Origin of the sequence: Microcoleus sp. CAWBG58, assembly GCF_020883045.1 — a bacterium.
Classification (GTDB): domain Bacteria; phylum Cyanobacteriota; class Cyanobacteriia; order Cyanobacteriales; family Microcoleaceae; genus Microcoleus.
The window spans coordinates 77,287-91,697 of record NZ_JAHRFA010000024.1; the positions used below are offsets into that span (position 1 = coordinate 77,287).

Sequence of the window (14,411 nt, forward strand, 5' to 3'; positions counted from 1 at the left end):
ATTGCGATTAAAAAAGTTGGTAGTAAAAACGAATAATTCTAGTAATTGATGCGGACTAAAGTCCTCACTACTAACCTGATGCGGACTAAAGTCCTCACTACTAACCTGATTGACAATTATTTATTGATTTTTAGCTCATTTCTAGCATTCGCTGGATGGGTCGCAAGGCTGCTTGTTGCAGATCTTGAGACATGGTAATTTCGGGGGTTTGATTTTTCATGGCTAGATATAGTTTTTCCAAAGTATTTAATCTCATGTGCGGGCATTCGTTGCAAGCACAGGTATTATTGTTAGGAGGAGCGGGAATAAAGCGTTTGTGCGGTGTTTGCTTTTTCATTTGGTGAATGATTCCCGGTTCGGTGGCGACAATAAAAGCTTGGCGATCGCTGGATTGAGAATATTTGAGCAAAGCGGTGGTTGAGCCGATATAATTGGCGTGGCGAAGTACGGGAGGTTCGCATTCTGGATGGGCTATGATTTCGGCTTCGGGATTTTCGATTTTGAGTTGAACTATCTTTTTTTCTGAGAAGTTTTCGTGGACGATGCAGGCTCCTTGCCAGAGTTCCATGTGTCTGCCACTTTGTTCGATGACGTAGCGGCCGAGATTGCGATCGGGCCCGAAAATTATCGGCTGGTTTTTGGGAATTTGGTTGACAATTTTGACGGCGTTGGAGCTGGTGCAGATTATGTCGCTCATTGCCTTGATTTGGGCGGTGCAGTTAATGTAGGAAATAACTACATGATCTGGGCGATCGGCTTTGAAAGCTGCAAAGGCTTCGGGCGGGCAACTGTCGGCGAGGGAACACCCTGCATTTAAGTCGGGTAGCAATACTAATTTGTCGGGATTGAGGATTTTTGCGGTTTCCGCCATGAAATGAACTCCGGCAAAAACTATGACATCGGCGTTGGTGTTGGCTGCTTTGCGAGCAAGTTCGAGGGAGTCGCCAATGAAGTCTGCGATGTCTTGAATGTCGGAGTCTTGGTAGTAGTGGGCGAGAATGACGGCGTTTAACTCTTGTTTGAGGGCGTTAATTGCTGCGAACAAGTCGTCGGGCAGTCTGGTTTGGGTCAAGTTTTGAGCAGGTGCGGTGCTAAACACGGTTAAAATATTCCGGGGAAGGTGGCGGCTGGACTTAATATTTTGAATTATAGTTGAATTCACCAAAAACTGTGGTAAGCGGGTGGTTGGGTTGACATAATCTTAAATCTCAAATTTCAAATCTAAAATTGGCTGGGGGAGAGTGCAAAAAGTCTACAGTGAACTAAGAAGGGGCTAGGGATCGATCGCGCATGACAAATCAAATGAATGAGACTAAATCTATCAAAATTGCGGTGGTGGGGGACGTTCACGATTGCTGGGAAGCGGAAGACGGCGAGGCCCTGAAGCATCTTGGCGTTGATTTGGCCCTGTTTGTGGGGGATTTTGGGAATGAGTCGGTGGAGGTGGTACGGGCGATCGCATCTTTGGACATTCCGAAAGCAGTAGTATTTGGGAACCACGACGCTTGGTATACGGCGACGGAGTGGGGCCGCAGTCAGTGTCCTTACGATCGCACCGTTGAGAATCGGGTAAAACAGCAGTTAGATTTAATGGGAGAAGCCCACGTCGGTTATGGGAAAAAGGATTTTCCTGAATTGGATATAACCGTGGTGGGAAGCCGCCCGTTTACTTGGGGGGGTTCGGAGTGGAAGTACAACGATTTTTATTCGGAGTGGTTTGGCGTAGAAAGTTTTGAGGAGTCGGCGAGGCTAATTGCAGGGGCGGCCGCAGATGCGGATTGCGAAAATGTGATTTTTATTGGTCACACGGGCCCGACGGGGCTGGGAGAGGCTGCTGAAGACCCCTGCGGGCGTGATTGGAAGCCCCTGGGAGGGGATTGGGGCGACCCGGATTTTGCCTCGGCGATCGATCGAACTCGCAATTCTGGTAAGCGGATACCTCTGGTAACTTTTGGTCATATGCACCATCAACTGCGACACACTAAGCACGAGTTGCGGAAGTCAGTGGTGAGTGCGAAGGGTACGGTGTATTTGAATGCGGCCAGTGTACCGCGAATTGTGGAGCAAGAGTGCTCGAAATTGCGGAATTTCTCGATCGTCCTGCTGGAAAAAGGAACAGTGTCGGAAATGTCTTTAGTCTGGGTAGGGGAAGATTTCGCGGTGCAAAGAGAACAAATTATTTACCGGCAGACTGAATCTGCAACAGCTTGTAGTTAGCGACGATTGCTGGTATGATGAAATCTATGCGCTTGGAGAGGTGGCAGAGTGGTCGAATGCGCCTGACTTGAAATCAGGTGAACTGAAAGGTTCCGTGGGTTCAAATCCCACCCTCTCCGTTGTTTTTTGTTGTTTCCTGCTAAGACTTTCAGTTTGTAGGGTGCGTCGCTTGGGGTATCTTGGCTCAAACTTGCTTGTTTGCGGGTGGCAATGCACCTTAGATGGGAGAGAACCCGCGATCGCCTGCACCACATATATATCGAATATGCTATCTGCTATACAAAAACTAGACAAGTCTAGACATTTGCTTCTTACTTCATCGGGAGCATGGGAGCGGCTATCCCTCGGTAAGCTTTCACGGTTTAGCCAACCGCGATAAATTAATCGCTGCGTTTAAATCTCTGTCCATTGAATAGCCACAGCTTCCGCAGTTGTAAACCCTTTCTTTGAGTGGCATATCTTGAATGTGTCCGCAATTTGAACAGGTTTTACTCGATGGAAACCAGCGATTAGCAACGATTATCTCACAACCAAACTTTTTAGCTTTGTACTCTAACTGACGTTGAAATTCATGGAATCCACAATCAGCTATTACCTGTGCTAGTTTGTGATTCTTTAGCATCCCACCGACATTCAAATCTTCTACTACTATTGTTGCGTGGTTTTTGCATAAGTAAGTAGTGACTTGATGTAGAGTGTTTTTTCTCTTGTTTGCTATCTTTGCATGGTGTTTAGCTAACTGGACTTTAGCTTTATATCTATTTACAGAACCTTTGACCTTTCTCGCAAGAACTCTTGATAATCTCTTGAGTTTTGCCAGATGCGCTTTATAGTGCTTTGGGTTCGGAAATACTACACCAGTTGAAAGGGTAGCCAACTCTTTTACTCCCAAATCAACTCCTACAATGTCATGACTTTTGACCGTTGGTTCGTGACTTTGTTCGTAAGCAAAAGCGATAAACCAATTGTCGGCAGTACGTGAGATGGTGATTGACTTACAGGTAGTATGTGGCAATCCTTCATGGGTTTTTACCCAGCCGATTGTCGGCAGCTTGATAGACGTACCGCCCACGGGGATCGGCTTGCCACCTGCATCAATCGTGAAAGAGTCGTGATGCCCTTTTTTTTTGAATTTGGGGTATCCACCTTTTTTTGAGAAGAAACGAGAAAAAGCATCACCTAAATTGTCAAAAGCATATTGAGTTATCTTCTGGCAAATTCCGGTCTCTTTTATCCATGTAAACTCAGGTTTTACATGATTGTTGAAGAACTTTTTGAGCAGGTATTTATTGGGCTTTAATCCATCTTTATAAAGATCGCTCCAAGTAGCCAGTCCCCAATTATAAGTAAACCTTGCTATTCCTGCGTGCTTACTCATAACCGTTGCTTGACCCCTATTCAGCTTTAACTTTGTTTTGATGGACAAAAGCATTGTTCGACCTCAACACGCTCATTTCTTCGTTTAATTCTGTCACATTTTGTAATGGTACATCGTAGATTTGTCTAGAAGTGTACCATTTTGTCTATTTATTCGCTAGCTAGGTACTAGCTCTCTTCATATCATGTTCGATCGATTACGATAACAAAAATTGTTTGTAGTGCGCCCTCACATTCCGCAGCATTTTACGGGCTGAAGTCCGCACTACGAACTTTTTTACGAACTTTTTGTAGTGCGGTTAATCCAGCGGACACCATATCACAGACAATCTAGATGCAACCGGGGGGCGGATTACCAAGGACTGCCAATCATTGTAAACCCAGACCAATAGTAGGGATGAGATAAATTCACATCCCCGCTTAACTCTAAATCTATCTTGAGAGGTTCTCCGCTGGATAACATTCGAGATTGATTGTCGATCGAGATTCGACCATCGCGATCGATTTTTACTCTACCTTGCAGCATCGCCATTTGAGCCTCGCGCAGCGCTTTTACCTTAATTTTACCTTCAGTTAACTGGTGGTAAAACTCCGCCATCAGTGGCAGGGTTCCTTCCCCCCTGACATACCACAAACTACCCAAAACAGATTTAACTCCTGCCTTAAATGCCAATCCCGCAAATCCCAATTCTGCCTCTCGATCGCCTCTAGCAGTTTGGCAAGCACTCAGTACCAATAGCGTAACTGGCGGATCGTTCCAGCTTAATTGTTTGACATCTGTTAACTCTAATTTATCATTCCACAACTGAATGAAAGAGTTTTCTAAGGAACCAGATTGAAACTGGGCGTGAGTTGCTAAATGAACGATTCCAAAAGGCTGCGCTTTCCTCTGGGTTTCGAGATTTGTTAAAGTGAATTTTTCGTTCAAAAAAGACACAGGCTGCCAAGGTTGTTTTGGAATGGCTAATAATTCCAGCGGTACGAAGGGTAAGGGAGTTTGACCTTGATCCGGTGCAAATTCCGATGCTCCCATTGCCAAAACTTTGGCACTCCGAATATCTGTATATCGAGTATCTGTTAAGGTGAGGCTTGGCATCAAACCTACACCGTATTTTTCTACTAAAAACTGCCCGCTATTGAGACTTTTACTATCTCGACCGCTATGGAGAGCTGCGATGGGAATCGATCGCAGTTTTTCATCTAAAATGAAAGATAAATTGTCTATTTTTTCTCTTGACAATTCTGCTGATAACGGTTCAATTAACCAGCCATACAGTTTTTGAGCAGCAGGCAAGTAGCTCAAACTTTCAAATTCCACTTTCTCGATATCTTCAATGCCAGCACTGAATGTTTTAGCTGCTGCTTCGACTTGACTGCGCGTTGCTCCGAAAGGACGGCGGCTGATAAATTGACCTCGTGATGTTACGAGTATTAGTTCTAGTTGGTCGGTGGATTTAGAATTAGCCACTGTGGGGACAAACTTAGCATAAATTACTGCTGGTTTGGTGTCGGTAAGGGCGGCGATCCTACCGAGCATTTCGCAAGTATCTGAGAGTGTTGATGTCGGTTTGTTGGCTTGACTGCCTAAATATTCTTCAAATTCCTTTGTATAGCCTTCTTCGACGGCGGGAAGGCTGACGTTTGTCGGGACGCATTCTAAGCTTTGACTAAGTGCGATCGATCTTTCGGCCTCCGAAAATGATGGCGGTGCGATCGTGTTAATGTTTGTGGAAACTTCCGGGCGATCGATCGCGGAAAACTGATTGTTAATTTGGTTGTTAATCTCACTTAAAGGATTGACATTAGGCAAGTTATTTGCTATGGAAACATCGGGAGTTGCAGTGAGTGGATTGTTGGCGGTGGCATCTACAGGATTTATCGGCAATAAATCCGTTGTTGGTATATTTTCGGGATTGAATGAATTGTCTGCCGGGGCCACTGTCGGGGGGAATAAATTAGTTGTTGGTAAATTTACTGGATTGGTAGCGGGTGAATTATTGACGGGGTTACGATTGGGATTGACGGTAACTGCACCGACTGTATTGTTATCGGAACCGGCAGCAGCAGCAGTGATTTCTCCAGTGGCGATCGTACCACCAGCTTGCAACCGAATTCCACCGCCTCTAGCATTATTCGGAATTTGATTAATTACATTATCACCAGTCGGAGGAGTTGGAGTTTCTGGAGTTTCTGGAGTTTCTGGAGTTTCTGGAGTTTCTGTCGGAGTTTCTGTGGGTGAAGGTGCGGGCGGTGGTGCGGGTGAAGGTGTGGGTGCTGGGGCTGGTGCGGGTGAAGGTGTGGGTGCGGAGGCTGGTGCGGGTGCGGGTGTGGGTGCGGAGGCTGGTGCGGGTGCGGGTGCGGGTGCGGAGGCTGGTGCGGGTGCGGGTGCGGGTGCTGGGGCGGTTACTGGTGCTGGTGCTGCTACGTCATCATCGTCATCGTCATCATCATCATCGTCGTCATCATCATCTAATTGTCTGGCTCCACGTTCAGGTACTACATTAACACGATCGCTAGAAGTGCGATCGACCCCCGAATTTGCGGAAGCATCAATATTACCCGTAACTGTAATATTTCCCCCAGCTTGCAAAGTAACCTCACCGCCCGTACTGTTAGCTCCGGTAGCAGACAAAGCCGAAGTATTAATATTACCCGAAACTGCGATATTCCTGCCCGCGCCCAAATTAACCGAGCCACCTATCGCTTCATTAGTATTAGAACTAGCCGAAGTATTAATATTGCCTTGAACTGAAATATTACCAACAGCTTGTATGTTGACAGGCCCGCCAATTGCCGGAAGCTGGGCGGGAGATGTATTGATATTTGCTGTCACTACATCTCCTGTTTCTACAGGCAAATCTGTTACTCTGAGAAATGCTTGACCCTGGCGGTTGATGCCCATTCCTAGTTCGTAACGGCTGCTGTTTGGTGTCAGCAACAAATCTTGCAATGTCGCAATTCGTTGCTGCCAATCTAGGGGCTGATTTCCCGTTATGGGTGGCATTTGAACTTCCAAGCTTAGCAAATTTCCCTCTTGAGAAATTCGGACAGTATTTCGGCCGGGGACAGCAAAAAGAGTGATTTTACCTCCCGGTGCAGACAGTTCTGCCGTACTGACAATTGTACCGCCAATCAAAGTTAAATTATTAGTCGATCGCACGTTCAAATTGCCTGCACTTAAAATCGCACCGGGTTGCGGCATAGTGAAAGCAAAAGCTGTAGGAGTGCCGATTAAAATCGGATAGTTGTTGACACCAGCAGCGTTAAACCAGGAATCGCCAAATTGAATGCCGTTAGCAGTTGTAGCGGTGAAGCTAGCGGGAATGTTGAGTTGAGCGTTGGGGCCGAAAACAATGCCTGCCGGATTCATCAAAAACAGGTTAGAATTACCCCCAGTAATTTGAAGAATTCCGTTAATTACCGAAGCGTCACCGCCGACAACTCGACCTAAGATATTTTGAACCTGGGGATAGGAAAGAAAGTTAGCAATTTGCCCTGAATTCAATCCAAACTGTTGAAAACTGTGAAAAAGATTGACTGAATCACCGGAAAGACTGCCGTCTCGGATTTGGAAAATATTGCCTTCTTGAATGACAGTTGTTCCCGTACCGTCAGCGGCAGGAATTATTGGTTGTCCTTGTACTTTTTGGATGGTAATTACATTGACGCAAGCAACAGCAAATAACAATTTACTCGACTTATATAGTGACCATAAATTATTTGTGCGATTATTGTACGGGCAATCTCCCCGTGGTTGCCCCAATTTTTCGGGGGTAGGTACGGGGACACTAACCCTACAAATTTGATTATTGTAGGGGCAATCTCCCCGTGGTTGCCCCAATCTTTCGGAGGTAGGCACCGGGGCACTACCCCTACAAATTTGATGATCGTAGGGGCAATCCCCCCGTGGTTGCCCCAATCTTTCGGGGGTAGGCACGGGGGCACTACCCCTACAAATTTGTATGAATAATTGAGATTTATTATAAAAATCAGCAACTACTTTTTTCATAAATCTATAAATGGTTTTGTCGCAATATCTTCGAGTTGTACTGATGATAGCAAATTTGCCCAATCTCGGGCTAGTTCGGGATTTGTGGAATCGGCACGGCGGCGATTTCCGATTAGGGTTAAAGCTTCATGCCAAATACCGTTTCGAGCGTAAACCGCAGATTTTGCTGCTTCTGTAGTTGCTGCTTTCAGTTCGTTTTCTAGTTGGTTGCTTGGGGTAATGCGCTTAATTGAACTGCTGACAAAGAATGTCACGGGTCTGCTAGATTTTTGTTCCGAATCTTGACAGTAAAGAAACAATGCCCATTTGTATTCTTTGCCAACTTCGAGGGGCTTTTGTGTGGCTGGTAATGTGAAGCTAACTATACCGGGTTTTTCATTTTTTGGTTTGACTGTGACTTGATATCCATCTGCGGTTTCTAGTCGGAATTTGAGAGAGTGAAAATTCTGGGCTGGGAAAGGAATGTAAAACCAGAAAGTAGGATGGCTAGCGACTGTTAATGCTTGATAATTTTGTTTGGGAACTAAGGCGGTGAGAAATTCTGTTTGTTGTGACTTGAGTCCTTCGCAGGAACCACTGCTGCCCGCATCCTTTCTTTTGACGGGTCTTTCGTCTCTTCCTGATGGGGGTGGAGGTGCTTGAAATCGGTTGGCTCTTTTACTTTGATTAGTTTTCTTTGTGGCGAAGGTGTTATTATATTTTGGAACGGTTTGCGATCGCACTTCCAGCATCAAACCGAATAAATCAGCAAAAATTAGTGCCAGAATTAATGGTAACGTTTTTTTTCGATAAAATTGGCGTAGATTATTCATTTTGCACCTCAGAAGATAAAAGTTTGGCAATTCTATATTTTTGGATTTTGTAGGTCAATACAGTTACACCCGCAGCAAGAATTAAAGCTAAAGATGGTGACAGCAAGGGCACCCACCAGCCACGAATTAATAGCGTGTAAGAACAATAATACAGAATTCCGAGCATTGGAAATGAAAGGACGATCGCTATTAAAGCGCGAAACTGCCAAGCTAGCAATCCTCCTGCCAAAGCCCAAGTTAAAATCCAAATATCTTCTTGCCACTGTGGCCACCCTTTTAATAAAGGCCTTTGAGTTTTTCCACCGACAGCACTGAGAATTTGACTGATTTTATGGGCTTGGAGTACGACTCCTGACATTTTACCGTAGGGAGTCGAGTGAAAGTCTCCGTATGCTTCATCGCTTGTACCGATTAAGACTATTTTATCCTTGACTAAATTGCGATCGACTGGATTGTTTAAAAATTCTAGTAACGAAATTTTCCTAGCAATATTATTGCCACTACTTCGATAGTTTAACAACAACTGACTTCCCGCTGCATCGATATTGTGATAGCTGCCTGCATTAGGTTTGAGCCGCTGCAAAACTACATTATTAATTTTAAACTGCGGTCTTTCGTCTGATGTTTCGCTGGCGGTGATACCGTCGTCGTGAAGGTAACGCAGTGCCACTAAAAAACTAAAAGATAAATGACTTTGGCAAGGCGATATTTTGAGATCGTTGGGTGGAGTTAAGCTTAACAAATGGCGGCGAATCACTCCATCGCGATCGACTACAATATCACTAAATCCGACTCGATCGCTCCTCTGGCTATTTTGCAAAACATCTGGGGAAGGCGAACGTCCGGTATTGCTGGCATTTTCTCCTACTTGGCAAATTGTAATTAGTTTGTCATCTTGGCGCAGGCGATCGATTAAACTTTTATACTTGCCTTGAATTTTATAATCCCGATAAATATCTAACCCGATCGCCCGTGGTTCGAGAGTTGCTAATTTATCTAAAATTCTAGCGAGATAGCTATCATAAAGTGATTTACTTTTCCCCTCATCAGGCGGGCGAATTTGAGCATTAACATCTTTTGGAGTAACTTCAATAATGAGGATGCGCGGATCGGGAGGTTCCATAGGTCTTGTTCGCATCAAGCTATCAAAAACTTTCAACTGAAAAGGTTCTATAACTCCCATATCTCGAATAATTATGATGGCAAATGCTGCGATTAAACTGACTGATAGCGCTACAAATACTGTTTTGATACTGCCACGCCGTGCTATAATCGCATTTGAGAGCGATCGGTTTGCATTAGCAGTAAATTTTTGAGCTGAAACCTCGGATAATCCGCTATTTGTACCTTGCAGCAACTGCCAACTCGGAGGCACATCCGTCAGATTTTGGAAAATCATTGGCAACCAAGTTGCACCGGGTAAATGCTGAAAATCTTCCAACCTTTTCTGTGCTTGCCAAACCGCCGCATACAAAGATTTGCCTGCCGCATATTCTGACAAAAATTCTTTTAAAAATGCTTGTGCCACTTCGTCCGGTACAGCTTCCTGCATCACAACTGCAACCGGAATTCGCAATCCAACTAACTCCTGTGCCAATCCCAAACCATCGCAAGAATTGAAAATACCAACTTTTAAACCATTCGCGATCGCCTCTTTTAAACCATTCTTAAATTCATCCAATCTCAAACTCTCTTTGTCGCTGATATAAATCCTACCAGTTGCACTTTCCGTTTGACTGTGACCTGCAAAAAAGAAAATTTCCCAACCTTGCTTTTGGCGCAAAGTTCTAATAAAATCCTGGGAGTTTGGCTGCTGCAAAAACAATGAATCTGTACCGGGCAAATCATTAATAGCATCTCGATCTGGCTGCAAATTTATATTGCTATCATCTCCAAAGACGGCTAGAATTCTAACCTGTTTATCGACTTTTAGATGACTATTTTCTAAAGAAGTTGCCGTATATTCTGGCAGTACACAACCAATACCTATATCGTACAGTTCTAATAAATCCCAAACGTGCCAGGGCAATTTCCACAGTAGGGGATTTCTCGCTTGGATTACCAGGCGAATTTCATCTGAACTATTAGCTAACTCGGCGGCCAGCCTTTCTCTAATTTTTTGCCAATTTTCATCAGCAGAGGGTTGCAACCATTTTTTCATGCGGCTTTCCAAATCTCGCACCAAATGGCGACAAACTTCCACGTCGTCGCTGGTAGCACGATTTGTCGGCAAAGTGTCATCAATTTCCCAATCGTCGTCAAAGCCGCGCTGAGACTGGTTGTATTGGCGATCGGGCATTTTTAGCCTGCGAAAAAGGGTTTGCCAACTAATATAAAATCCCTCAATTCCGGGGTTGGGCAGTAAATTGCCTTCAATTTCTGTTAACAGGCGGCCGTCGTCTGTACTAATTCGCAGCAAGACTTCAAATCCTTGCTCGAAACTGCCCTGACCAATTTTTAAAACCGCTATTCGACCCATAGAAGTTTTCCTGTTGCTTGGAGATATTTTACTTGCGATCGTAATATTTTTTTATGGGCGGGCAGGATACCCAACCCACAAAAAAATTCACTACTCTTTTTGGAACAGGCATCTTGCCTGTTCTTGAGAATGTTGCAAAATATAAATCCTATCAGATTTAGACTGCAAAAACTTCTGTAAAAATAACATCATTTAATTCTACCTGTACTTGAAAACAAGCTCCGGGTGGTGGAGTAAAACGCTTGCCGATCGATCGATCTTTACCACGGCCTAATTCGTCACTTCGGGCGGAAACTTCTAGACGAGTTTCGCCTGTATCTGACAAAACTTTCAGCTTGAGATTTGGTGGCAAAACGGCAAGATTTCCAGCGGGTTCAACTTCTAGAAATACACTAATTCTGCCGTCTGCTTGTGGCATAATGGCGAGGATTAAAGCAACTGTATAACCATCTAATTCTAGTCCTAAATCGATCGCTCTTGCTCTCCGGATACCGGCTTGCGGATGGTGAGGAGAAATTTTTCCCAAACTCAAAGCCGCTTGCCACCGAGTTTCCAGATCTTGAGCTGTTTGCAGCAATTCTACCAGAGCACTGACCGCACCGACATTGCCCGTACCCATTTCTCCTAAAACACCGGCTGCTTGACGGCGAACTGCTTCTGTGCGATCGGGCTTTGTTAAACCAATTACAGAGTCGATCGCCTCTTGAGTCGGCCTTTCTGCCACGGCTGTTTCGCCCCGGAAGCCCAACTGCGGCGGATTCAGCAGCATTTCTACTGTTTCCCAACCAGCATCAAAAATGTTTTGCAACCACCGATTTAGATCGATCGGCTGTTTTGCCGTTTGCGGTGTTGGCAAGACTAAATATTCGAGAAAATCGTCGATCGATCGCAAATCGCTCACCAGCAATTCTTCACTCTCCACGGACGGCGTAAATCCTAACAGCGTTGCCTGCTGTTCTTCCTCATCAATTTGCACCACAATATAACCGAGTCTTTCATCTTGAACCTCTGCCGGTACGTAGCAAAAGCGATCGGATTTCCGCATAGGCCGACATTCCAAAGTACCCAAACCCGTCACTTCCAAATCGGCAACATTTGCCAGCAAACGTGCTGCTGAATTCCAGCTATTTCCCGCGTTCAAATTCGTGGGAATACCAACAATCCGCAAGTAATTATTTACCGTACAAACAGCCAGAGTATTCAAATAAACCTGCTCAGCTTTCTGAGGATTGGGGAGGTTTGTTGCGAACTGCTGAGCCAGTCTTTTTGAATCTTCAGTAATCGGTAGCGGAATCCACAAATCAGTCTCAGATTCATAAATCATGATTTTTTTCTCTTTTTTGGTATGTCTGTTTCTTCTATGTATCCTTGTGCGATGCCAAAATTTCTGACCAAAGGCAAACACCTGCGGTTATAAAACTTCGGCAAATCCTTGGCTTCTGCTGCTGTCAGTGAAAATTCAGCAGCGATTTCGCTCCACGGCGTTTCTGTGGGAAACCGTTTCAAAAATAAAACTTGGCAATTAATTTCTGGGCGGTTTCTAAAGCAAGTTTTCTGCAATTCTCCCTCCGGATCTGCCTGCACCCATTCTAAAGTTTTGTGCCAAATTTCAAGAATTGGATTGATATCAGGATTAGCAGGAACGCGATCCAAAGGATCGAATATTTGCTCGTCAGTTTGCAGGGGAGAAGCTTGGCGGTTGAATTCTCGATATTTGCGATCGCGAAAATTCCGCAGCCGTTTCTTGAGATAGTTATCCAACCAAGTAATCACACTGGCAAGTTCTGGATCGTACTCTTCTAAATTTTGACAGCAATATTCCCACATTTGCTGCACAGCATCATTGTAATAATCGCTGTATTCTTTCCACAATTTGCCAGATTTTGTGACTAAGCGAATAATCTTATTGAGCTTTTGCCGCCGATCGACACTTTCAGGGGGATAAGTACGAGCTTCGGCAACCAATTGGCGGAGTAAATCATTTAAATCATCCATAAAAAAACGAATTGGGTGCGTATCATCCATTAGCGCGAGCCTTCAGGTAGCTAGATGCAGAATTCTGAAGTTAGAAGGCGCACACAGATCAGGATTTTATCCCTCTGTGTTGCCACTTAACATTTATAACGCACTTGCTTATTTGTACGAGTCTCGGAGTTATTTTTCGCACAAGTGGATTATTTAGCCGACAAATTTTCCAATCCGCGTGCAACTCAAGAGCCTGCCTTAATGGCGAATCTTCAGGATTCTTACCGATATGATTGGTAACAATCGCAGACAATTACTTTTTACCATATATCTACTTATCTACTCGTTACCAGGCAGAGCCTGGTAATGCAGATCCGGAAGCTCCGCCTCTCGCAACCAGCGAGCCAGAGCCTCTAGATATGGATGCCCAGGCACAGCCTAGGAATCAGTCATATATGGCGTGCATATAGGGGTAATGTCCCCTGTCTGGCCCCGATCGCATTTGGGGATTTTATAGAAAATTTTTAGTTATACGATCGACAAAAACACTTTTCGCAATTTTAATCAAAAAACTTTTTTCTTGATTTTTCATAAACTTTTCTGCGAAAACACGGATTGAGAAACGTATTACAGATATACACGGTTGCAACGAACTATCTCAACCAGGTTAAAGCAATCTATTCACACAAAACACCAGGGAATTAGTCAAATGAGCTTACTTAATCTAGATTTCTACCGCGCTAATAACGAAGATTTACAAGACCTCAACGATGACCAACTCAAAAAACACTTTCTAAAGTCTGGTTTAAAAGAAGGCCGCCAATTCAATCCTGCGATCGACCTCAAAGAATATCGGAGACTGAATCCTGATTTATCTAAATTAGATGATGAAGAGTCATATCAACACTTAAAGAATGTCGGCTTGAAGGAGTTTAGGAAATTCTCACCATTGATCGACCTCGAATATTATCAACAAGTTAACGACGACTTAGATGATTTAGATGGTGTGGAATTATTGGAACACCTGACCACAAAGGGATTCCAAGAATTGCGAAAATTTTCTCCATTTATCGACCTCAAATATTACCAACAAGCCAACGGCGATGATGACGAAGATTTAGATGAGTTAGAAGGTGTAGAGTTGTTTGAACACCTGAAAGATGTAGGAATGAAAGAAGGTTTTTCGTTGTCGCCACAGTTTGAGATTGAGACTTACACAACTCAAAACATTCAGGAGATCGCTAAATTCTATGGAGTTAGAATCGAAAACATTAGCTTTCAGCAAGTATTTGAGTTTGCCACAGGTAAAGGCTTAAAGCAAGGACTCAAACCTTGGCCGGAATACGATTTAGACGACGATGATGATGACAGTGATGATGATGTTGATAATGTCGATCGTACTGTCAAGCCACCAAAACCTGTGACTGCACCCGTTGCTGGCAATGACAAAGACGATGATGACGATGATGACGATGTTGATAATGTCGATCGTACTGTCAAGCCACCAAAACCTGTGACTGCACCCGTTGCTGGTAATGACAACGATGATGAC

At 44.3% G+C, this 14,411-nt stretch carries 9 protein-coding genes and 1 tRNA gene; 3 read left to right on the plus strand and 7 right to left on the minus strand.

What is annotated here, in order from left to right:
- Positions 1 to 130: 130 nt before the first annotated feature.
- Positions 131 to 1,099, minus strand: coding sequence for a quinolinate synthase NadA (nadA, locus tag QZ918_RS13260; RefSeq protein ID WP_293335752.1), 969 nt, complete (start codon positions 1,097 to 1,099; stop codon positions 131 to 133).
- Positions 1,100 to 1,302: 203 nt separating this feature from the next.
- On the opposite strand from nadA, the gene QZ918_RS13265 reads away from it, so the two are divergent.
- Together QZ918_RS13265 and QZ918_RS13270 are read left to right on the plus strand one after the other, a co-directional pair.
- Positions 1,303 to 2,217, plus strand: a complete 915-nt coding sequence (locus tag QZ918_RS13265) for a TIGR04168 family protein (protein ID WP_293335725.1) — start codon at positions 1,303 to 1,305, stop codon at positions 2,215 to 2,217.
- Between the two features lie 34 nt (positions 2,218 to 2,251).
- Positions 2,252 to 2,336 (plus strand) — tRNA-Ser (locus QZ918_RS13270).
- Between the two features lie 236 nt (positions 2,337 to 2,572).
- Here QZ918_RS13270 and QZ918_RS13275 read toward each other — a convergent pair.
- The 6 genes from QZ918_RS13275 to QZ918_RS13300 form a co-directional block, all read right to left on the minus strand.
- Positions 2,573 to 3,649: an RNA-guided endonuclease InsQ/TnpB family protein gene (locus QZ918_RS13275; protein WP_293335728.1), complete on the minus strand. Its 1,077-nt coding sequence runs from the start codon at positions 3,647 to 3,649 to the stop codon at positions 2,573 to 2,575.
- Between the two features lie 297 nt (positions 3,650 to 3,946).
- Positions 3,947 to 7,282, minus strand: a complete 3,336-nt coding sequence (locus QZ918_RS13280) for a CHAT domain-containing protein (RefSeq protein WP_293335731.1) — start codon at positions 7,280 to 7,282, stop codon at positions 3,947 to 3,949.
- 317 nt (positions 7,283 to 7,599) lie between these two features.
- On the minus strand, positions 7,600 to 8,415 hold the full coding sequence (locus QZ918_RS13285) for a DUF928 domain-containing protein (RefSeq protein WP_293335734.1): 816 nt from the start codon (positions 8,413 to 8,415) through the stop codon (positions 7,600 to 7,602).
- The gene (locus QZ918_RS13290; protein WP_293335737.1) at positions 8,408 to 10,894 is read right to left on the minus strand and encodes a CHASE2 domain-containing protein; all 2,487 of its coding nucleotides are present in this window, start codon (positions 10,892 to 10,894) and stop codon (positions 8,408 to 8,410) included. Before QZ918_RS13290 ends, QZ918_RS13285 begins: the two co-directional genes overlap by 8 nt.
- 157 nt (positions 10,895 to 11,051) lie before the next feature.
- Positions 11,052 to 12,218 carry a DUF1822 family protein gene (locus QZ918_RS13295; protein ID WP_293335740.1) on the minus strand — a complete coding sequence of 389 codons (1,167 nt, stop codon included), beginning with the start codon at positions 12,216 to 12,218 and terminating at the stop codon, positions 11,052 to 11,054.
- Positions 12,215 to 12,889 (minus strand): sigma-70 family RNA polymerase sigma factor, encoded by a 675-nt coding sequence (locus tag QZ918_RS13300; protein WP_293335743.1) that lies wholly within the window; start codon positions 12,887 to 12,889, stop codon positions 12,215 to 12,217. Before QZ918_RS13300 ends, QZ918_RS13295 begins: the two co-directional genes overlap by 4 nt.
- Before the next feature lie 679 nt (positions 12,890 to 13,568).
- On the opposite strand from QZ918_RS13300, the gene QZ918_RS13305 reads away from it, so the two are divergent.
- A partial coding sequence (locus QZ918_RS13305) for a hypothetical protein (protein WP_293335746.1) occupies positions 13,569 to 14,411 on the plus strand: 843 nt, incomplete at its 3' end.